This window comes from Alcanivorax quisquiliarum, from assembly GCF_023051175.1.
GTDB lineage: Bacteria > Pseudomonadota > Gammaproteobacteria > Pseudomonadales > Alcanivoracaceae > Isoalcanivorax > Isoalcanivorax quisquiliarum.
Map to the genome: position 1 here is coordinate 103,054 of NZ_JALKII010000001.1, position 21,361 is coordinate 124,414.

Consider the following 21,361-nt stretch of genomic DNA (forward strand, 5'->3'; position numbering starts at 1 on the left):
GCTGAACAGAGTAGCGCAGCTATGACACGAATCGCCCTGGGCGTGGAATACGATGGCAGCCATTACCACGGCTGGCAGGCGCAGCAGGCGGGGGTTGCCACCGTCCAGGCGGAAGTGGAGCGGGCGCTGTCGCAGGTGGCCGATCACGCTGTTTCGGTCGCGTGTGCCGGGCGCACGGATACCGGCGTGCATGCGCTTGGCCAGGTCATTCATTTCGATACCAATGCCGAGCGCAGCGAGCGAGGCTGGGTGTATGGCGCCAACAGTGCGCTGCCCGCGGATATCGCGATTCGCTGGGCAAAGCCGGTGAAGAAGGATTTCCATGCCCGCTTCGGTGCTATCGCACGCCGTTATCGTTATGTGATCTACAACCATTCGATCCGCCCCGGCCTGTATAACCGCCAGTTGACCTGGAATTATCGGCCCCTGGATGTGGCACGCATGCGAGAGGCGTTGCCGGCCCTGCGGGGCACCCACGATTTCACCTCCTACCGGGGTGTGCATTGCCAGGCGAAATCACCGGTCAAGACGCTGCATTATCTGGAAGTGTTTCAGCGGGGGCGCCTGATCGTCATCGAAGCGGAAGCGAACGCCTTTCTGATGCACATGGTGCGTAACATCGCCGGGGTGCTGATGGCCATCGGTGCCGGCAAGGCCGAGCCTGGCTGGGCCGGAGAGGTGCTTGCTGCCCGTGATCGCCGTCTGGGTGGCGTGACGGCACCGCCATACGGCCTTTACATGGTCGGTGTGCGCTATGCCGAAAGCCACGGCTTGCCGCAAGAGCCCTTCGGGCCGCAGTGGTTGCCTGATGATCTGTCAGCCTGGCGTTGAATCGGGGTGGAAGCGGGCGCTGAAATGATTGCGCCCGGCGTGTGGTAATCCTGCACGCCAAACCGTTTTTTGCTAGCATGAGCGCGCATGTCTGACATTGATGCCCTATGGCTGCCCGCGCCTTGCGAGAGGGTGCCGCCGGGCCTTGCAAGATCACGCTTCCCGTATCAGGAGACCGTCGTTGCGCACCCGCGTGAAGATCTGTGGTATCACTCGTCCCGAGGATGGCCGCGCCGCTGCGATGGCGGGTGCCGATGCCATCGGGCTGGTGTTCTACGGCCCCAGCCCCCGTTGCGTGACAGTGGCGCAAGCGCAGGCAATTTGTGCAGCACTGCCGCCATTTGTGACCGTCACCGGCTTGTTTGTGGATGCGCCGGCGGCACAGATCAGCAGCGTGTTATCTCAGGTGCCGCTGGATCTGTTGCAGTTTCACGGTGACGAATCGCCAGAAGACTGTGCCGGCTTCGGCCGCCCCTGGATGAAAGCGCTACGCATGCGTGAAGGCATTGATGTGGCCGCCGAGGCGGCGCGTTTTCACGGTGCACGTGCGTTGCTGCTGGATGCCTATGTGCCGGGCGTGCCCGGTGGCACAGGCGAGCGCTTCGACTGGTCGCGAATTCCGGCGGCATTGCCATTGCCGGTAGTGCTGGCCGGCGGGCTGTCGCCGGATAACGTGGCGGAAGCGGTGCGCCAGGTACAGCCCTGGGCGGTGGATGTCAGCGGTGGTGTGGAGGCACAGGATGCACAGGGTGCCCGGCAGCCACGCATAAAATCTGCCGCCGCCATGGCGGCACTGATCGAACAGGTAGCGCGGCATTGCTGAACGCGCTCGGCCGGCGTCGCCACAGCGGCGCCCAACATTGAGGAGTTGAAGGTGTCTGAACGTCCTGATTACGCAGCCTTCCCGGACGCCGGTGGCCATTTTGGCCAGTTCGGCGGCCGCTTCGTATCGGAAACACTGATGGCGGCGCTGGCGGAGCTGGAGCAGACCTATCTGGCGCTGCGCGATGATCCGGTGTTTCTCGCCGAGTTCGATCGCGATCTGGCCAACTATGTCGGCCGGCCGTCGCCGCTGTATCTGGCCGAGCGCTGGTCTCGGGAGCTGGGGGGGGCGCAGATCTTCCTCAAGCGGGAGGATCTCAACCATACCGGCTCGCACAAGGTCAACAACACCGTGGGCCAGGCGCTGGTGGCCAAGCGCATGGGCAAGCCGCGTGTGATTGCCGAGACGGGTGCCGGCCAGCACGGTGTGGCTACGGCCACGGTAGCGGCGCGTCTGGGCCTGAAATGTCAGGTGTACATGGGCGCGGAAGACGTCGAACGCCAGAAGCTGAACGTCTATCGGATGAAACTGCTGGGTGCTGAGGTGATTCCGGTGAGCGCTGGCTCGGCCACTTTGAAAGATGCCATGAACGAGGCGATGCGTGACTGGGTCACCAACGTGGACGATACGTTCTACATTATCGGCACTGTGGCCGGGCCGCATCCGTACCCGATGATGGTGCGCGATTTTCACCGGGTGATCGGCCGCGAGGCGCGGGCACAGCATCTGGAGCAGACCGGGCGTTTGCCGGATGCGTTGCTGGCCTGTGTCGGCGGTGGCTCCAATGCCATCGGCCTGTTTCATCCGTTTCTGGAAGATGAAAGCGTGGCGCTGTATGGCGTCGAGGCCGGCGGTGATGGTATCGAAACCGGCCGCCACGCGGCACCGCTGGGCGGTGGCCGCCCCGGCGTGCTGCATGGCAACCGCACTTATCTGATGGAAGATGCGGATGGCCAGATCATCCCCACCCATTCGATTTCGGCCGGCCTTGATTATCCCGGTGTCGGGCCTGAGCACGCCTGGCTGAAAGATATCGGGCGCGCAAGTTATGTCTCGGTGACGGATGCGGAGACGTTGGCGGCGTTTCGTGAGCTGACACTGGTGGAAGGCATCATGCCAGCACTGGAATCAGCCCACGCGCTGGCTTATGCGCGCAAACTGGCGCCCACGATGGGCAAGGAGCAAAGCATCATCGTCAATCTGTCCGGCCGTGGCGACAAGGATATTCATACTGTCGCCGCGATCGACGGCATCAACTTCTGAGGAGCGGTCGTGAGTCGTATTGCGAGCTGTTTTGAAGCATTGGCCGCACAAGGCCGCAAGGCACTGATCCCGTTTGTCACTGCGGGCGATCCGTCGCCCGCAGTCACTGTGCCGTTGATGCATGCGATGGTGGAGGCGGGCGTCGATGTGATCGAGCTTGGTGTGCCGTTCTCCGATCCGATGGCGGATGGCCCGGTCATCCAGCTGGCCTCGCAGCGGGCGCTGGCTGCGGGGGCAAGTTTGCAGGGCGTGCTGGACATGGTGGCGGAGTTTCGCCAGCGTAACACCACCACGCCGGTGGTGCTGATGGGTTATCTGAATCCGGTGGAGGCAATGGGCTACGAGACGTTTGCCCGCAACGCCGTGGCCGCAGGCGTGGATGGCGCGCTGCTGGTGGATTTGCCGCCGGAAGAAGCCGAAGCCGTCGCGCCGGTGTTTCGCGAACAAGGGTTGGCGCAGATCTACCTGATTGCGCCAACCACTACCGAAGAACGAATGGCGCGTATTGCCGAAGCGGGCAGTGGCTATCTCTACTATGTGTCTCTGAAGGGCGTGACCGGCTCGGCGGCGCTGAATGTGGATGAAGTGGCCGTGAAGGTGGAAACAATTCGCAAACATGCCAAATTGCCCATCGGTGTGGGCTTTGGTATCAAAGACGCGGCTTCGGCACGTGCCATCGCCAAGGTGGCCGATGGTGTAGTAGTGGGCAGTGCGCTGGTGCAGCGCATTGCCGATTATGCCGATCAGCCGGATCAGATTCCGACACAGGTGGCGGGCCTGCTGGCCGAAATGCGCGCTGCCATGGACAAGAGCGACTGAGCATGAGCAGTAACAGCTGGCTGGAAAAAATTCTTCCGGCCATTCGCCGTACCGACGGTGAAGACCGCAAATCCACAGTGCCCGAAGGGCTGTGGCGCAAGTGTCCCCGTTGCGACGGGGTGCTCTACCTGCCGGAGCTTGAGCGCAATCTGGATGTGTGCCCCAAATGCGGCCACCATCTGCGGCTGGGCGCCCGCAAACGGCTGAAGCTGTTTCTGGATGAAGGCGGCCAGGTGGAAATCGGCAAGGATCTGGTGCCGGTGGATCGTCTCAAGTTTCGTGACTCGAAGAAGTACAAGGATCGGCTGACGGCGGCGCAGAAGGAGATTGGCGAAGAAGACGCGCTGATCGTATTGCGTGGCAAGCTGTTCGATTTGCCTCTGGTGGCAGCTGCCTTTGAATTCCGTTTCATGGGCGGCTCCATGGGCTCCGTGGTCGGCGCGCGCTTTGTGCGTGCCGTGGATGTGTGCCTGGAGCGGAATCTGCCGCTGGTGTGCTTTGCGGCCAGTGGTGGCGCACGCATGCAGGAAGCCCTGTTTTCGCTGATGCAGATGGCGAAGACCAGTGCCGCCTTGCAGCGTATGCGCGAAGCGGGGCTGCCGTTCATTTCTGTGCTGACTGACCCGGTTTATGGCGGTGTCTCGGCGTCACTGGCGATGCTCGGTGATATCAACGTGGCCGAACCGAATGCACTGATCGGCTTTGCCGGCCCGCGTGTGATCGAGCAGACAGTGCGGCAGAAACTGCCGGAAGGTTTTCAGCGTAGCGAATTCCTGCTCGAACACGGGGCCATCGACATGATCGTGCACCGTCACGAGATGCGCACCACACTGCATCGTCTGCTCGCCAGCCTCACCGATGCTCCGATGCGTGAAAAGGTCGAGGAGCAATAACAGCCCGCCCCGCAGCCGAAGCGCTTGCATCGCCCCGGCGCGTCATTGACGCGCATCGGGGCGCGGGCTGTGGTCAACGCGGTGAGCCGTGCTTTTTTACCGGCCAGCTCTCCCTGAGGCACGCTGCACCCGGTATCATGCCGCCATCGTTGTTGTGGAGCCGCAGGCATGTCGACATCTCTGGCCGATTGGCTGGGCTACATTGAATCGCTGCATCCGCGTGATATGGAGCTTGGCCTGGAGCGGGTTGCCGCCGTGGCGCGCCAGCTCGGGCTGCTGCCCTGGCAGGGGCGGGTCGTCACCGTCGCCGGCACCAACGGCAAGGGTTCAACAGTATCGCTGCTGGACCATCTGGCCCGCGCCAGTGGCTGGCGCACCGGTCTTTATACCTCCCCGCACATCCATCGCTTCAATGAGCGCATTCGTATTGACGGTGCCGAGGCGGCCGATGATGCGCTGTGCCGTGCTTTCGAGGACGTCGAGGCCGCACGCCGCAGTATCGACCTGCCGCTCACCTATTTCGAATTCACCACGCTGGCCGGGCTGCTGCTGTTTCGTGAGGCAGCGCCGGACCTGCTGATTCTGGAAGTCGGACTGGGCGGACGGCTGGATGCGGTCAATATTGTCGATCCTGATGTGGCGGTGATTACCTCGGTGGGGCTGGATCACACGGATTGGCTGGGCGACACACGCGAGGCCATCGCTTCTGAAAAAGCCGGCATCCGGCGCCCCGGCCGGCCGCTGCTTTATGGCGAGGAAGACATGCCGCCGGTCGTGGCGCAACTGGCGGCAGCCGATGGCGTGCCGCTGCTGCGTGCGGGCATTGATTTCGGCGCAGGCGCCGACGGCCTGTACTGGCAGGGCAGCACTGCCGTGGCCGTGGAGCGCGTATGGCTGGGGGAAGATAACCTGGCCACGGCTGCCCAGGTGCTGGCATTGCTTGGCCGGGCACCCGACGCCGGGGCACTCGCGTCCGCAGCCCGCCTGACCCTTCCCGGCCGCTGCCAGCAGCTGGCGCTCGGCGGGGTGGACTGGTGTCTGGATGTGGGGCACAACCGGGAAGCGCTGGCGCGTTTTCTGCGTCGTGCGCCAGCCGCGCCAAGTGGCCGCACGCTGGCGGTCTGCGCCATGCTCGGTGACAAGCCGGTGGCGGCACTGGCGCCGTTTGTGCCGGTGGTGGAGGCGTGGTTTCTGGCCGATCTGGATGGTGAGCGTGGCGGCACTGGGGCACGCCTGGCGGAGGTGTTGCCGGGCGCTTCAGACGGCTTTTCAGAAAGCTCTCCCGGCAATTCGCCGGCAGGTACTCCCCCAGGCTCGGTCGCCTGCTACACGTCGGTGGCGCAGGCAGTTGCCGCAGCGCGGGCACAAGCGCGGCCCGGCGATCGCGTGCTGGTGTTCGGTTCCTTCTATACTGTGGCGGATGCACAGGCCGCCTTGCTGGGCGAGGGCTGACAGTGGTCAAACAGACGAAGCAACGGATTATCGGTGCCATTCTGCTGGTGCTGTTGGCGGCGATCATCGCGCCTTTGCTGCTGCGCTCGCCGGATGAGGTGCGCGTGGCACTGGATATGTCCTTGCCACCACCGCCAAGCCTGCCGGAAATCGCCATCGAGCCGGTGGTAGATGAGCATGAACAGCGCCTGGCGCAAGCGGAGATCGAGGCCGACCGGGAAGCGATCCGCAAGGCCGGCGAAGAAGCGGAATTGCAGGCGCGGCAGCAACAGGGCAGGCCGGAACCCGCCGAGCCCGTGCCGCCCGCCGAAGCGCCGCCACTGTCCGGCTGGGCGGTGCAGGCCGGCAGCTTCAGCAACGCCGATGCCGCCGAAGCAGAAGCCCAGCGGTTGCGCGAGGGCGGCTACCGTGCTTTCACACGCGCTGTGGTGCAGGCCGACAAGACGCTGCATCGTGTGTTCGCTGGCCCTGAGCTGGATCGTGCCGCGGCCGTGACACTGCGCGAGCAACTTGCTGCCGACCAGCGTTTCGGCATACAGGGCCTGGTCATTTCGCTGGCGCCCTGATGGGTGTCGGTCAGCGGTGGAATGGGGGTAAGCGCTCTGCTACCATTCGCGTCCTCATCCATTCGGTGCGGCCATGAACCTCGCAGACGGCGCGATCCTGTTCATTATTGCCGTGTCGGCGCTGATCAGTGTCCGGCGCGGGTTCACACGAGAAGCCTTTTCGCTGATTACCTGGGTTGCTGCCTTTGTGGTCGCCAGGCTATTCAGCCCTGGTCTTGAATCGATGCTGGAGGCGTCCATCGACACGCCCAGCATCCGCATGGCTACCGCATTCGGTCTGTTGTTCGCGGGCACATTGATTGTCGGTGCCTTGCTTAATCATCTGCTCAGCGAGCTGGTGCGTGTCACCGGGCTCAGCGGCACCGACCGTCTTCTCGGCATGGTATTCGGGGCTATCAGGGGTATCGTGCTGGTCATCGTTCTGGTGGTGCTGGCAGCGCCGATATTTGCTGAAGATGCCTGGTGGCAGCAGTCAGTGCTGGTGCCGCAGTTCGCAATGATGGAAGACTGGTCGCGGCAACTTGCTAGTGAGTTTCTGGCGTTCGTAATGAAGTTTGGCAGCAATTCTTGAGAGGTACCCAGCATGTGCGGCATCGTGGGCATCGTCGGGCGTTCTTATGTGAACCAGAGCATCTATGATGCGCTGACGGTTCTCCAGCATCGTGGCCAGGATGCCGCGGGTATCGTGACCTGTGACGGCGATCGATTGTTTCTGCGCAAGGACAACGGCATGGTGCGGGATGTGTTCCGCACTCGCCATATGCGCAGGCTGGTGGGCAATATGGGGCTTGGGCATGTGCGTTACCCGACAGCGGGAACGTCGAGCTCGGCGGAGGCGCAGCCATTTTATGTGAATTCGCCGTATGGCATTACACTGGCCCATAACGGCAATCTCACCAATTCCGAGGCGCTGGCGGAAGATATTTTTCGCGCCGACCTGCGCCACATCAATACCACCTCCGATTCGGAAGTGCTGTTGAATGTGTTTGCCCATGAATTGCAGATTCTCGGCAAGCTGATGCCGCAGCCGGAAGATATCTTTGCGGCAGTACGTCGGGTACACGAGCGGGTCGAAGGCGCCTACGCAGTGGTCGCCATGATCACCGGATACGGCATCCTGGCATTTCGTGACCCGTACGGTGTGCGGCCGGTCTGTTTCGGCAAGCGCGAAACCGATCGGGGCACCGAATATATGGTGGCTTCGGAAAGTGTTGCGCTGTCGGGTGTCGGCTTTCACCTTGAGCGCGATCTGGCGCCGGGGGAGGCGATTTATATCACCGCCGAAGGCGAGGTGCATACGCAACAGTGCGCCGACAATCCCCGCCTCAACCCCTGCATCTTCGAACACGTTTACCTGGCTCGCCCCGACTCCATCATCGATAAAATTTCGGTCTACAAGGCACGCCTGCGGATGGGCGACAAACTGGCCGAAAAAATCCTGCGCGAGTGGCCGGATCACGATATCGACGTGGTGATTCCGATCCCGGATACCAGCCGGACTTCTGCGCTGCAACTGGCCAACACGCTGGATGTGAAATTCCGCGAAGGCTTTATCAAGAACCGCTATATCGGCCGCACTTTCATCATGCCCGGCCAGCAGCAGCGGAAGAAATCCGTGCGCCAGAAGCTCAACGCCATCGAGCTTGAGTTTGCCGGCAAGAACGTGCTGCTGGTGGATGATTCCATTGTTCGTGGCACTACCTGCAACGAAATTATCCAGATGGCACGCGAAGCCGGCGCCAACAAGGTCTATTTTGCTTCCGCCGCACCGCCGGTGCAGTATCCCAATGTGTACGGTATTGATATGCCGGCCGCCAACGAGCTGATTGCCCACGGGCGCACCGTCGAGGAAATCTGCACGCTGATCGGTGCTGATCGGCTGATCTATCAGGATCTTGTTGATCTGGTCGATGCCTGCCGTGAAGGCAACAGCAAGATCGAACAGTTCGAGTGCTCGGTGTTCGACGGCAAATATGTAGCCGGCAATATCAACCGCGACTACCTGGACTACCTCGAACGACTGCGCAACGATGCCAACAAGCACAAGCGTGATCGCGAGCGGGCAGCGGCGCTGGCCGAGAACGACATCATTGATCTGCATAATGCGGAATAACGGAAAAGGAACAGCGGCATGAGCGAGCGGCAGCTGCCGGACGACCTGAGCGTGGAAACATTGGCCATTCGTGCAGCGCAGCTGCATACCGACGAGATGAGCCATTCCGAGCCGTTGTTTCTGACCTCCAGCTTTGTCTACGACAGCGCTGCGCAGGCGGCAGCTCGCTTCGCTGGCGAGCAGCCGGGCAATGTGTATTCGCGCTTTACCAACCCCACTGTAGCGGTATTCGAGCAGCGGCTGGCGGCCATGGAAGGCGGCGAGCGCTGCGTGGCCTTTGCCTCCGGTATGGCGGCCATCACCGCGACCTTTCTGGCGCTGCTGAAGCCGGGCGATCACATCGTCAGCTCGCGAGGCGTGTTCGGCACCACCAACGTGATCTATGAAAAATACCTGAAGAAATTCGGTATCCAGACCACCCTGGTCGATCTCGCGGACATTGCCGCCTGGCGTGCGGCGCTGCGGCCGGAAACCCGTTTCCTGTATCTGGAAACACCGTCCAATCCACTTGCGGAAATCGGTGATATTCGTGAGCTGGCTGATCTGGCCCATGCTCATGGTGCGGAGCTGATCGTCGATAACTGTTTCTGCTCACCGGCGTTGCAGCAGCCGTTATCATTGGGGGCGGATATTGTCATTCATAGCGCGACCAAGTATCTCGACGGGCAAGGGCGCTGCCTTGGCGGTGCTGTGGTGGGCAAGGCGGAGCGGATGCAGGAGGTTTACAGTTTCCTGCGTGCCACGGGCGCAGCGATGAGCCCGTTCAACGCCTGGGTATTTCTCAAGGGACTGGAAACCCTGCCGCTGCGCATGAAAGCTCACTCCGCCAACGCACTGGCGCTGGCGCAATGGCTGGTACAGCAGCCCGGTATCGGCAAGGTGCATTATGCGGGCCTGAGCGACCACCCGCAGCATGCACTGGCGCAGGCCCAGCAGTCTGCATTCGGCGGCGTATTGTCGATCGAAGTGCAAGACAGTGACGGCCGCGCTGACCGACAAGCCGCCTGGCGCTTTATCGACGCCACCCGGCTGATGTCGATCACCGCCAATCTGGGCGATGCAAAAAGCACCATTACGCACCCGGCGTCCACCACCCACGGCCGCATCGACGAGGCTGAGAAACGGCGCTCAGGTATCACCGAAAGCCTGATTCGCATTTCCGTGGGGCTTGAGGCGATCGATGATCTGAAAGCAGACATGGCCAGAGGCATTGCGGCGCTCGGCTTGGCGGCGCGCTGATGGACAGCTTACGTCGTGCGCTGACGCAAGTCGGCAAGGTGGTGCTGGGCAAGGATGAGCAAATCCGGCTGGCCGTGGCCTGCCTTCTGGCTCGCGGACATCTGCTGATAGAGGATCTGCCGGGCATGGGCAAGACCACCCTGGCGCATGCTCTGGCGCGCATTTTTTCGCTGCACTATCAGCGGGTGCAGTTCACCAGCGACATGCTGCCAGCGGACATTCTCGGCGTGTCGATTTTCAATGCTGACAGCAAGAGTTTTGTGCTGCACAAGGGGCCGGTGTTTGCCCAACTGCTGCTGGCCGACGAAATCAACCGCGCCACCCCCAAAACCCAAAGCGCACTGCTGGAAGCCATGGAAGAGCGGCAAGTGACTCTGGACGGGGAAACGCATCCGCTGCCACAGCCATTTTTTGTGGTGGCCACGCAGAACCCGGTCGAGCAGGGCGGCACCTTCCCACTGCCGGAATCCCAGCTGGATCGTTTTCTGATGCGCATCAGCCTGGGCTATCCATCGCCGCAGGCAGAGCTGGCGCTGCTGGCCGCCGGCGACCGGCGCACCGAAGCACTGGATCTGAAACCCGCGCTGACGGTAGCCGAGCTACAACAGGCGATGGCGGCGGTGGAGCAGGTGCATGTGTCGGCGGATGTGCTGGGTTATCTGCAGCGCCTGCTGGAGCACAGCCGCGCCAGCGGGTTGTTCGTAGCCGGCTTGTCGCCCCGTGCCGGGCTGGGCATGTTGCGCGCCGCCCGTGCCTGGGCGCTGCTCGGTGGCCGCAGTTATGTGATCCCCGAAGACCTTCAGGCGGTGCTGGTGCCGGTGTGCGAGCACCGCCTGCAACCGGTGTCGGGTGGCGCCGCACGCAGCGGCGTAGTACGGCTGCTGGAAGCGGTGCCGGTGGTGCCCTGATGGCCCTCGTGCCCGCCTGGCTGCGGCGCTGGCATCGGCAGTGGCTGGCGCGGCGGATGCCGGCGTCGCGCAGCCAGCGGCTGACCCAGAAGCGTATTTTTATCCTGCCCACGGGCTACGGCCTGTTTTTCCTGCTGATCGCAGCACTGCTGTTTCTCGGCGGTATCAATTACGAAAACAACCTGATCATGGCACTGTCATTCCTGATGGTGAGCCTGTTCATGGTCGCCATCCTGCATACCTTCCGAAACCTCGCCGGCCTGCTGGTGCGTGCCGGGCGAATGTTGCCGGGGCACGCTGGCGCTGAAGGCGCACTGGAGCTGGTGCTGCACGCCGACGACCGCCACCCCCATCTGAGCCTGTGGCTGCACTGGCCGCAGGCGCCTCGTGAGCATGTTTCCGTATTGCCGGGCGAGGAAAAGAGTGTCTGGTTGCAACTGGCGCTGCCCCGGCGCGGCTATGTGCGGCCCGGTCGGCTGGTGATCGAGAGCCGCTATCCGCTCGGGCTGGTACGCGCCTGGAGCCAGCTGGACATGGCCCACCCTTGCCTGGCGTGGCCACGTGCCGTGCCGTCGGAGCAGCGCCCGGCCACCGGCGGGGAGGCCGATGCCGCGCAGCGTACGCGACAGCTGGCCGGCAGCGATGAGTTTCACGGCCTGCGCCGCTACCAGTCGGGTGATCCGCCCCGGCTGGTGGACTGGAAAGCCTATGCACGCGGGCGCGGCCTGCACAGCAAGGAGTTTGTCGATCCGGCAGAAGGCTGGCTGTGGCTGGATTGGCACACCATGCCGGGCGTCGATGCGGAAACACGCCTGAGCCGGCTGGCCTGGTGGGTGCTGCGTCTGGCAGAGAGTAATCAGCGCTACGGGCTCATCCTGCCGGGAGGCACCTTGCCGCCGGGGCAGGGGCCGGAGCAGCAGCGGCAGGCGCTGGACATGCTGGCATTGCATGGGCAGCCGGCCGAGGAACAATTCTGATGGCGCGGGTTTATCAGGTTCCGCATCACGCCTTCGGCTGGCTGGTCGCGGGCACTGCACTGGCCGCGCTGCCGCATTTGCTGCACGGGCCGTTCTGGTTGCAAGCGCTGCTGCCGCTGGCGGTCGCTGGCCGGCTAGTGATGCAGCGTGGCCGGTTGTCGGTGCCGGGGCGCGGGCTGCGGGTGCTGCTGCTGGGTGGTGTGCTGCTGGGCACCTTGTACAGCCACGGCACCGTGCTCGGCCCGGAGGCCGGCACCTGCCTGCTGGTGGGCGCCTTTGCGCTGAAGCTGCTGGAAATGGTGCGCTTGCGGGACGCCTATGTGCTGCTGGTGCTGGGCTATTTTGTGCTGGCCACCAGCTTTCTGTTTTATCAAGGGCCACTGGCCGCCGCCTATTCGTTGCTGGTGCTGTTGTGCCTGACCGCAGCACTGCCCGGCATCAACCGGCCGGAGGCCGGGTTGCGCAGTGCAGTGCACGGCCGCCTGGCAGCAGTGATGCTGTTGCAGGCGCTGCCGCTGATGATCTTGCTGTTCGTGCTTGTTCCCCGCGTCGGCCCGTTATGGTCGCTGGAATTCAATCAGCAGCGCGCTCGCACCGGCATGAGCGATTCCATGGCGCCGGGCGAGGTGTCGAATCTGTCGCAATCCACCGAGCTGGCATTCCGGGCGGAATTTCACGGCGCCGTGCCGCCGCCGGCACAGCGTTACTGGCGTGGCCTCACTTACAGCTGGTTCGATGGCCGCCGCTGGAGCCAGGCCCGGCCGCGAGATCTGCCGCAGCGAGATTACGTCTGGTTTGCCGAGCGCGCCGGCACGCCCCCGGATTGGGCCGTCGATCTGCTGGCAGCGCGTGAGCAAGGCCCCGAGCTGGCCTATCGCTACCGAGTGGTGCAGGAGCCGTCGCGGCGCAACTGGCTGTACACCCTTGCCGTGCCATTCGCTGACGACCGCTCGCTGGGGCTGGTGCGGGATATGCGGCTGGTGAGCCAGCAGGAGCTGGAGCAACGCTTTGCCTACAGCGTCACCAGCTACCCCGGCCTGGCCGGGCAGATACCATTAGCTGATGGCGAGCGCGCCTTCATGCTCCAGTTGCCCGAGGGCTTCAACCCGCGTGCGCGCACCATGGCCCGGCAGTGGCGCGATCAGGCGGCCAGCCCGCAAGCTTACGCCCAGCGCCTGCTGAACTGGTTTCGGGAAGAGCCGTTCTACTACACCTTGCAGCCGGCGCTGCTCGGCGAGCACAGCGTGGACGAGTTTCTGTTCGACAGCCGCCGTGGTTTTTGCGAGCACTATGCCTCGGCATTCGTGTTCATGATGCGGGCGGCTGGTGTGCCGGCGCGCGTTGTGGCGGGCTATCAGGGCGGCGATCTGAACCCGCTTGGCAACCACCTGAGCGTGCACCAGTATCACGCCCACGCCTGGGCCGAGATCTGGCTGGAAGGGCACGGCTGGGTGGAGGTTGATCCCACCGCCGCAGTGGCACCGGCACGCATCGAGCAGGGGCTGGAAATGGCACTGGAAGCCAGCGACTTCAGCTTGCTGCGCCGCGCCGGTGACCGCGTGCCGGGCTTGCGGCAGCTGCGCCAGCAACTGGATTACTTGCAGTTTGCCTGGCAGAAATGGGTGCTCAGCTATGATCAGACGCAGCAGATGTCATTGTTGCAGCGCTGGTTTGGGCGCGCCTCGTTGATGACGACCGGGCTGCTGCTGGCGCTGGGCGCGGTGCTGATCGTGCTGGTGCTGGCACTGTGGGTGTTGCTGCGCCATCGTGCACCGGGGCGCACCGCCTTGCAGCGGGAATACCGGGCGATGTTGCGGCTGCTGCGCCGCCGAGGCGTTGCCGTGAGTGAAGCGCTGCCGCCGCGCAAGCTCGCCGGGCAGGTGCGACAGCAATGGCCGGCCGCCGCTGCGCTGGTGGAACAATGGGCCAGGCTTTACGAGCACAGTACCTACGCCAAAGCGCCTGGGGGTGCGAACGTGACTGGCGACACAAAGGCGCCTGGCATACGCCGCCCGAAGCGGGCTTTACGGCAACTTCGCCGGCGGTTGCGCTGGGTGCGCGGGCCGGGGGCGGCCCGCACGGTTCAGGATGCGTCGTAAAGGCAAAGATACGCGGTATCCACGGCGACCTTGAGCTGAAAGCGGGCATCGGCCTCGACGACAAATTCGTCGCCAGCGGAAAAGGTTTGCCAATCATTGCGGCCCGGCAGTTGCACGGTCAGCGCGCCTGAAATAACGCGCATGATCTCGCGCTCGCGAGTGCCGAATTCATACTCGCCCGGCGCCATCACGCCGACCGTTGCCGGCAGGGTGTCGCTCTGGAACGCGATGGACGCCACCTGGCCATCGAAATACTGGTTGATGCGAAACATGGTGAAAGACTCCCTCAGGTTGCTCAGGTTGCGCGGGGTGAAAGCGCCGGCACGCCGATTGGCGCTGGCACACAAATCGGCGCTGGCATCAAAGCGCCGCGCAGTATCGCACAGCACGGAGAGCGCGTCGTGAGTTTGCCGCAGTTGCCGATTGACGAAGTATTGCCGGCGCTGCTGGACGCCCTGGCGGCGCATGATGCCGTGGTGCTACAGGCTCCGCCGGGCGCGGGCAAGACCACCCGTGTGCCGCTGGCGTTGCTGGCTGCCCCGTGGCTTGGCGAGAGAAAAATCCTGATGCTGGAGCCGCGCCGGATCGCGGCGCGCAATGCGGCGCTATTCATGGCGCGCTTGCTCGGTGAGCCGGTCGGGCAGACCGTCGGTTTTCGCACGCGGCTGGAAAGCCGCACCAGTGCTGCAACACGCATCGAAGTGGTGACCGAGGGCATCCTGACGCGGATGTTGCAGAGCGACCCGGCGCTGGAATCGGTCGGCGTGATTCTGTTCGACGAGTTTCACGAGCGCTCGTTGCAGGCTGATCTCGGCCTGGCGCTGGCGCGGGAAAGCCAGCAGGCACTGCGCGAAGATCTGAAACTGCTGGTGATGTCAGCGACGCTGGATGGCGCCCGTATCGCCGCCTTGCTGGATGATGCCCCGGTGGTGCAGAGCGCGGGGCGGGGCTATCCCGTGGAGATTCATTACCTGCCGCCGGGGCGCGAGCCGTGGGCGCGTCACCTGGCAGCGCAGTTGCCTGTGCTGCTGCGACGGGAGCCCGGCTCGATGCTGGTGTTCCTGCCCGGCACGGCGGAGATACGCCGGCTGGCGCGGGCGCTTGAGGGCACGTTGCCGGCCGATGTGTTGCTGGCGCCGTTGTATGGCGATCTGTCCGGCCCGGCGCAGGATGCCGCCATTGCCCCAGCCCCGGACGGGCGCCGCAAGCTGGTGCTGGCCACCGCCATCGCGGAAACCTCATTGACCATCGACGGCGTGCGCGTGGTGGTGGATGCCGGTTATGCACGCCGGCCCCGCTTCGACCCTGGCAGCGCCATGACCCGGCTGGTGACCGAGCGCGTTTCCCGGGCGGCGGCTGCGCAACGCGCTGGTCGAGCGGGGCGCACGGCACCGGGCGTTTGCTACCGGTTATGGAGCGAATCCGAATCGCTGGCAGAGTTTGCGCCAGCAGAAATCCTCAATGCTGATCTGAGCGATCTGGTGCTGGAGCTGGCGGCCTGGGGCTGCCGCGATCCCGCTACGCTGTGCTGGCTAGATCCACCGCCAGTGGCTGCCTTCGAGCAGGCGCGAGCCTTGCTGGTGCGGTTCGGGGCGCTGGACGAGGCCGGTGCGATTACCGCACATGGCAAGGCGCTGCTGACGCCCGGATTGCCGGTGCGGCTGGCGCACATGCTGGTTATCGGCCGCGCACGCGGGCAGGGCCGGCTGGCAGCCGAGCTGGCAGCCTTGTTGTCGGAACGGGATTTGCTCGGCGCTCGCCACGGTGCCGATGTGGCCGCACGGCTGCAATATCTGCGGGGCGAACGCCCGGCCACCGGGATTGATCCGGGGCGCTTGGCGCGGCTGCGGCAGCTGGTTACGCGGCTGGGCGGGGCAGGCCAGGGCACGGCGGCCGATATCGGGCGCCTGCTCGCGGTGGCATTTCCAGACCGCGTGGCACTGCGGCGTCAGGGCGGCGTGCCCCGGTATCTCATGCGCAACGGCCGCGGTGCCTGGCTGGACGATGACGATGCACTGGCTGGCGAGCCTTGCCTGGCGATTGCCGAGCTGGATGGGCAACAGCGCGAGGCACGCATTTTTCTGGCGGCGCCGCTGGATAAATCTGCCCTGGCAGAGGATTTCGGCAACGAGATCGAAGCGGCCGACCGGCTCGATTGGGACGAACGCGAGGAAGCCGTGATTGCACGCCGAGAGCGGCGGCTTGACGCGCTGCTGCTGGAGAGCCGGCCACTTTCCACCGTGAGTGGTGGCGCACCAGTGGCGGCCCTGTGCATCGGTATTCGCAAGCGGGGCCTGGCCGCTTTCCCCTGGCAGCCAGCGGAGCGCCAGTGGCAGGCGCGGGTAATGCAGCTACGCGGTTTGCCGGGGCAGGGTGATTTGCCGGATGTATCCGACGCAGCACTGTTGGCGAGCCTTGAGCAATGGGCCGCACCTTGGCTGGAAGGCATTACCCGGCTGCGCCAGCTGGAGCGTTTCCCGCTGCGCGAAGCGCTGGCGAGCCTGCTCGACTATTCTCAGCAGCAACGCCTCAATGCGCAGATGCCAACGGCAATCCAGGTGCCCAGCGGCCGTGCCGTCGCACTGGATTATTGTGCCGACAACGGGCCGGTGCTGGCTGTAAAGCTACAGGAAATGTTCGGCATGACAGCCACGCCCGCCATCGCCGGGGGCGCGTTGCCGTTGATGGTGCATCTGCTCTCGCCGGCGGGGCGCCCGGTAGCCGTAACACGCGACCTGGCAAGTTTCTGGCAGCAGGGCTACCCGCAGGTACGCAAGGATTTGCGCGGCCGTTACCCCAAGCACCCGTGGCCGGAAAATCCGCTGGACGCCGCGCCGACACGCTCGGTAAAACGCCGCAGTTGAGCGAGCTGGCACGGTAGGTGGAGCGGAGTAATACGGCAGCGTTGGTATTGCTACAAAGGCTGGCCATCGTGCGCGCTCTTTGCCTGTCTTGTCTGCCAGCGCTTCCTGCCTGCCTTGTCTGATTTCACATAAGCTGATCGCAAAATGCCCTGCTGGCCAGCGCAGGGTGGCCTGTGGCATAACACAGGAAGTCGTTTTTAGCCGGGCTGCCTGTGCAGGGGCAAAACTTGGCGGATAGAACGATATCGGCAGAAAGGTAAGGTAGAGCGGCGGAAACCGACAGGTTTATACGGGCGCAGTTGGAAATTGCCCACCGACAGCAATACGGCCAGATAACACGAGTGCCAAGAAATGTGTGCAGACAGGAGGTCACGGTGAAGCGGCAACATGCGATAGCGATTGTGCTGGCCATTGTGGTGCTGGCAGTGCTGGTTTTTTTGCGCAGCCCGGAACAGGACATGGTCATGCCGGAGCAACCGCCTGCATCGGAAGGCGAAAGGCTGCCGGAAACCGCACCCACAGAGGATGAGTACCTTGGCACGGTGCATGGGGAAAATTTCTCCGAGGCGCCGGCGCTGCAAGCCTATCGCGCACGGCAGCTGTTTGCTCAGCGTGTCAGTGAATTTTTTGCGCAATCGGAAACACTTTCCGCTGCTGCACGCGAAGCCGAGGCCACCGCACTGCTGGTGCAGGTAGAGCAGTTCGAGGCGCGAGGTGAGCTGTCGGCGGCAGAGGCGGTGTCATTGCGGCTGGGCCTGCTTCGCTCAAGTGCGGATGAGGTGGAATTTACCACCCAGGCGGCGCATATCATCGAAGCCTATCAGGCGCGCCACGCGCAAGCGATGGCGGAATATCTCGCCAATCCGCCTGCGGCGTTTGTCGATTACAAGGCACGGGAGCGGGCAATTGTCGAGGAGGTGCGGCAGCTGGAAACGATCCCCGGCGGCATCAGCCGCGGCCAATATCTTCGCGAACGGTTGCAGGCTGCCAGAGAGGAAAGCTACGCTGCCGTACACCGCGATGAATGATGTCCCGGCAGCGCTGCTTATATGCCTGTCAGAGCAGTTGATCCAGTGTCCAGTAGAGCAGGTTGAAGGGTTTGAGCCGATCGGCCTGTGTATCTGTTTCCGATGCCTGCATGACAGCGCCGGAGCCCGCCATTACATTGTTCACGAAATCATCCAGCTCCAGGCCGAGCTCCTGAATATCCGCGTTGGCAAATTCGATGATGCTGGTGCAGTGGCTTTCGTTGACCGCCCGGTAGCGAGGCAGGTAATAGCCGAAATTGTCGAGGTTCGAGAGTGTGTTTTGCAGCCTCTGCGTATCCTGGTGCCAGCGCGCAAGGATCAGCGCTTCCCGGGTGGCATCGTCCGGTGCCTGGGCAATATCGGGGAAAAACCGCTCATAGGAATAAGACGAATAATTCATGTCGTCCCAGAAATGGGTATGCCCCATACGATCGCCGGGGAACTGGCTGGCCAGTGCCGGATACAGCGTAGTCAGATCATCCAGATCAAGCCCGGCCATATGCGCTGCCAGATACTCCAGCGGCCCGTCGGTTGCATCCAGCCCCCAGGCGCTGCGGATATGAGTGTGTAGCGGCAGGGACGGGTGATCGGCTGGATCGGCGCCCGCGGGCGCGCTGAAAATCGGCCCGGAATCGTTGATCAGATAGCCCCGTGTGGGCGCCAGATCCTCGCGCAGGGGGAAATAATTGGTAAAGCTGCCGGCACCACCCGCACTGCACCCGGTCGCCAGCATCTGCCCCGAGCGTTCAAGATTGTTCTTCAGCCAGGCGACCACTGCACGGGTGTTGCGCACGCCATTGTGGTGCCACACCAGCGGCTCGTTCTGGCCGGCCGGATCGTCGTAGATGGCCACCGTATCGCCAGAATAGATATCGCCGGTGCAGTAGGGCACATATACCATGTTCCAGTTCTGTGCCTTGGTGCGCGTCCAGGGGTGCAGGCGCACCACAAAGGGACTGACAAGGCTGGCGCCGGGATTGAGCAGGCTCATGTAGTCGTCAGGAATGCCATCCGCATTCCGGGCGCCACGAATCCCGAAATCACCACTGCAACTTTCATAATCCCAGCAGGCGCCGCCGCCTTCAAAGTACACCACAGTGTTGCTGGTGTTCGGCACGCGATTGACGAAAAACTTGAACGGCGAGCCGTTGCCGCAGACGGCGCCTGTTTCCGGTGCCATCTGGATGGTTTGCCAGGCGTAATAAGCGCCGGGGGAAAAGCCGTCATCGAAGCCGGCCGGATTCAGCAGCAGCGGGTAAGGCCCGGTCTGATCGGCGGCGGTTACCGGATTATCGGCCGGGCGCGGTGAGAACAGGTTGATTGCGGTTTGCCAGGCGCTGTAATCACCCAGCTCGGCCAGGGCAGGGCTGGCAAATGACAGTGCCATGAACACTGCGGTGCATTGACGGATAAAGGTCATGGAGAACTCTCCCTGATGTTTTACTGGTAGTCCGTTCACAGCGAAGCACGCAGGCACGCCGGAGCGGGGCGTTCTCTGAGTACGGCAGGGAAACAGAGGGAGGTTGGCACGGCCAAAGCATGGCTGCCGATGTCACCTTTCAGGGACGTTAGTGCAAATTCAAAAGGCCAACAATGCTGGCAAGGTGCTTTCTCAGGCGTTCTCTCAGGCTTTCTCGCACGCACTTCACTTGTGCACTGCTACTCATGCGCTGTCTGGCGCTTGCTCAAACGCTCTTTTGAGAGCGCTAACTCAAGACGCCTTCCCGGCTGGTTGTTGCGGTACGCGGGCATGAGCGGTTCGCTTCGGGATATCAAAGTGCCATGGTTCGGCGGCGCTGCTATGATGGCTGCATCAGGAAAGTATCCGCTCGCGGATGTGCCAGGACGGTCGATAACGATAAATCAACTCAGACCCGTCGCGATGCAAGACAACCTTGTTCCCCGCCGTGGCAACCGCTTTTCGCAATTGCTCGGCCTGTTACTGCTCCGGCTGCTGCGCTGGCGCATTGTCGGCACCTTGCCGAATATTCCGAAGGCAGTGGTGATCGGCGCGCCCCACAGCTCCAACTGGGATGGCCTGGTGGCCGCAGGCGTGGTGCTTACCCTGCGCGTGCGCATCGGTCTGATGGCCAAGGACAGCCTGTTTCGCTGGCCAGTAGCCGGCCTGTTTCGCTGGCTGGGCGGTATTCCGATTGACCGCCATAGCGGCAGCGGTGGTGTGGTAGCGCAGTCGGTGGCGCGTTTTCAGGAGCGCGAGCAGCTGTTTCTCGGTGTTGCGCCAGAAGGAACGCGCACGGCAGCCAGCCAGTGGCGTACCGGCTTTTGGCAGATTGCTCGTCAGGCGGGGGTGCCGATCATTGTGGTAGTGCTGGATTATGGGCGCCGAGAATTACGCATTGCCGAAACGCTGCAACCGGGCGACGATCTGGACACCGACATGCAGCGTATTCTGGCGCATTATCGCGATGCGGTGCCGCGCAGGCCGGAACGCCTCTCAGCACCGCTGGCTGCGCTGCAAGGGCAACCACCCGGCAAGCGCGAAACCGCACCCGCCCCGGCTGACCCGCCTTTTCAGAAAAGGGAGTGACAGATGAGCAACGCAACGGCTTTCGAACAGGCACAACGAGATGTCAAAACACTGACGCGCCGCCCGGACAACAACGATCTGTTGTTTCTTTATGCCCATTTCAAACAGGGCAGTGAGGGGGATGTACGCGGCAAGCGCCCCGGGATGCTGGATATGGTCGGGCGCGCCAAGTACGACGCCTGGGCCAAGCTCAAGGGGATGGATAGCGAGCAGGCCATGCAGCGTTACATCGACAAGGTCAATGCGCTGCTGGCCACGCACAAATAGAAGTTCGCGATGGCACGTGGGCTTACATGTCGTTCAGACCTTGCGCGCCACGCACCAGCTTCAGTGCTTCATGGTGCTCAAGATCGGCCAGGTTTTCGAACAGTTGTCGTGTCCTGTCGGTCGGCGCCTGCTCACGCAGTTCATTGTAAATTTCAATGATGCCGTCGTGAAATTTCAGCGCGGCCGCAGCAATTGCGTCAACGCTGTCGCCACGGATCAGTTCGCCCAGTTCGGGCAAACTCTCCGGCCCCGGTATGTCGGGCGCCTTGTCGAACCAGGTGTAGCGTATCCCCGGCTCGCTGTCTTCGCGGATCTGAGCGAGCATCTCGGCCAGCCGCCGCTGGTGCTCGGCCAGATAGCTCAGCAGCATTTCCAGGCGCTGGCGATCGTGCTGGCGCGCCAGTTGCTGGCAATGCTGCGCCAGTTCGGTGTGAAAGCGGCCAGTCCAGGCCAGTATTTCATCAATATTCTTGTAACGCATCTGCCACCTCCGGTGTCGGCTACGCACGCTGCTACTGTCAGGTACGACCGCGCTGTAACGAGAGGTTCCCGGTCGCCGCGGCCGACGAGCATCCCGGTCAGTGATCGCCACGCGCCAGTGGGGTAAGGTGCTGGCTGTCGTGGCAGCCGAGGGCGAGCCCGCTTTCTGATCCGTTTTGATACAAGGAAAC

20 protein-coding genes are annotated in these 21,361 nt (G+C 63.2%); 17 read left to right on the top strand and 3 right to left on the bottom strand.

Annotated elements, in window-relative coordinates:
* Positions 1-21 precede the first annotated feature (21 nt).
* From truA to MU846_RS00540, 13 genes are all read left to right on the top strand, one after another.
* Positions 22-831 (top strand): tRNA pseudouridine(38-40) synthase TruA, encoded by an 810-nt coding sequence (truA, locus tag MU846_RS00480; protein WP_246947157.1) that lies wholly within the window; start codon positions 22-24, stop codon positions 829-831.
* A 166-nt stretch (positions 832-997) separates the two neighbouring features.
* Positions 998-1,654: a phosphoribosylanthranilate isomerase gene (locus MU846_RS00485; RefSeq protein WP_371738513.1), complete on the top strand. Its 657-nt coding sequence runs from the start codon at positions 998-1,000 to the stop codon at positions 1,652-1,654.
* 51 nt (positions 1,655-1,705) lie between these two features.
* Positions 1,706-2,917, top strand: coding sequence for a tryptophan synthase subunit beta (gene trpB, locus MU846_RS00490; protein ID WP_246947160.1), 1,212 nt, complete (start codon positions 1,706-1,708; stop codon positions 2,915-2,917).
* Between the two features lie 9 nt (positions 2,918-2,926).
* On the top strand, positions 2,927-3,736 hold the full coding sequence (gene trpA, locus MU846_RS00495; RefSeq protein ID WP_246947162.1) for a tryptophan synthase subunit alpha: 810 nt from the start codon (positions 2,927-2,929) through the stop codon (positions 3,734-3,736).
* Between the two features lie 2 nt (positions 3,737-3,738).
* Complete coding sequence (gene accD, locus MU846_RS00500; RefSeq protein WP_246947168.1) at positions 3,739-4,629, top strand: acetyl-CoA carboxylase, carboxyltransferase subunit beta; 891 nt, start codon at positions 3,739-3,741, stop codon at positions 4,627-4,629.
* Positions 4,630-4,797: 168 nt separating this feature from the next.
* Entirely contained in the window at positions 4,798-6,081 is a 1,284-nt protein-coding gene (locus tag MU846_RS00505; protein WP_246947170.1) for a bifunctional folylpolyglutamate synthase/dihydrofolate synthase, read from the top strand.
* Between the two features lie 2 nt (positions 6,082-6,083).
* Positions 6,084-6,647, top strand: coding sequence for an SPOR domain-containing protein (locus MU846_RS00510; RefSeq protein WP_246947174.1), 564 nt, complete (start codon positions 6,084-6,086; stop codon positions 6,645-6,647).
* Between the two features lie 73 nt (positions 6,648-6,720).
* Positions 6,721-7,218: a CvpA family protein gene (locus MU846_RS00515; RefSeq protein WP_246947175.1), complete on the top strand. Its 498-nt coding sequence runs from the start codon at positions 6,721-6,723 to the stop codon at positions 7,216-7,218.
* A 12-nt stretch (positions 7,219-7,230) separates the two neighbouring features.
* Positions 7,231-8,760 (top strand): amidophosphoribosyltransferase, encoded by a 1,530-nt coding sequence (gene purF, locus MU846_RS00520; protein ID WP_246947176.1) that lies wholly within the window; start codon positions 7,231-7,233, stop codon positions 8,758-8,760.
* Positions 8,761-8,778: 18 nt separating this feature from the next.
* On the top strand, positions 8,779-9,999 hold the full coding sequence (locus MU846_RS00525) for an O-succinylhomoserine sulfhydrylase (protein ID WP_246947177.1): 1,221 nt from the start codon (positions 8,779-8,781) through the stop codon (positions 9,997-9,999).
* On the top strand, positions 9,999-10,907 hold the full coding sequence (locus MU846_RS00530) for an AAA family ATPase (RefSeq protein ID WP_246947179.1): 909 nt from the start codon (positions 9,999-10,001) through the stop codon (positions 10,905-10,907). Before MU846_RS00525 ends, MU846_RS00530 begins: the two co-directional genes overlap by 1 nt.
* Entirely contained in the window at positions 10,907-11,884 is a 978-nt protein-coding gene (locus tag MU846_RS00535; protein WP_246947181.1) for a DUF58 domain-containing protein, read from the top strand. Before MU846_RS00530 ends, MU846_RS00535 begins: the two co-directional genes overlap by 1 nt.
* Positions 11,884-13,983 (top strand): transglutaminase TgpA family protein, encoded by a 2,100-nt coding sequence (locus MU846_RS00540; RefSeq protein ID WP_246947183.1) that lies wholly within the window; start codon positions 11,884-11,886, stop codon positions 13,981-13,983. Before MU846_RS00535 ends, MU846_RS00540 begins: the two co-directional genes overlap by 1 nt.
* Here the strand turns inward: MU846_RS00540 and ppnP are convergent.
* Positions 13,968-14,255 (bottom strand): pyrimidine/purine nucleoside phosphorylase, encoded by a 288-nt coding sequence (ppnP, locus tag MU846_RS00545; RefSeq protein WP_246947185.1) that lies wholly within the window; start codon positions 14,253-14,255, stop codon positions 13,968-13,970. The genes MU846_RS00540 and ppnP overlap by 16 nt on opposite strands.
* A gap of 129 nt (positions 14,256-14,384) precedes the next feature.
* Between ppnP and hrpB the strand changes: the two genes are divergently transcribed.
* Entirely contained in the window at positions 14,385-16,847 is a 2,463-nt protein-coding gene (hrpB, locus tag MU846_RS00550) for an ATP-dependent helicase HrpB (protein ID WP_246947187.1), read from the top strand.
* A gap of 374 nt (positions 16,848-17,221) precedes the next feature.
* On the top strand, positions 17,222-17,875 hold the full coding sequence (locus tag MU846_RS00555) for a hypothetical protein (RefSeq protein WP_246947189.1): 654 nt from the start codon (positions 17,222-17,224) through the stop codon (positions 17,873-17,875).
* A 28-nt stretch (positions 17,876-17,903) separates the two neighbouring features.
* Here the strand turns inward: MU846_RS00555 and MU846_RS00560 are convergent, their stop codons facing one another.
* Complete coding sequence (locus tag MU846_RS00560) at positions 17,904-19,295, bottom strand: pectin acetylesterase-family hydrolase (RefSeq protein ID WP_246947191.1); 1,392 nt, start codon at positions 19,293-19,295, stop codon at positions 17,904-17,906.
* Between the two features lie 462 nt (positions 19,296-19,757).
* Between MU846_RS00560 and MU846_RS00565 the strand changes: the two genes are divergently transcribed.
* Both MU846_RS00565 and MU846_RS00570 read left to right on the top strand, forming a co-directional pair.
* Entirely contained in the window at positions 19,758-20,423 is a 666-nt protein-coding gene (locus MU846_RS00565; RefSeq protein WP_246947193.1) for a lysophospholipid acyltransferase family protein, read from the top strand.
* A gap of 3 nt (positions 20,424-20,426) precedes the next feature.
* On the top strand, positions 20,427-20,690 hold the full coding sequence (locus MU846_RS00570; RefSeq protein WP_246947195.1) for an acyl-CoA-binding protein: 264 nt from the start codon (positions 20,427-20,429) through the stop codon (positions 20,688-20,690).
* 22 nt (positions 20,691-20,712) lie between these two features.
* On the opposite strand, the gene MU846_RS00575 is transcribed toward MU846_RS00570, so the two are convergent.
* On the bottom strand, positions 20,713-21,171 hold the full coding sequence (locus tag MU846_RS00575) for a ferritin family protein (RefSeq protein WP_246947196.1): 459 nt from the start codon (positions 21,169-21,171) through the stop codon (positions 20,713-20,715).
* Positions 21,172-21,361 lie beyond the last annotated feature (190 nt).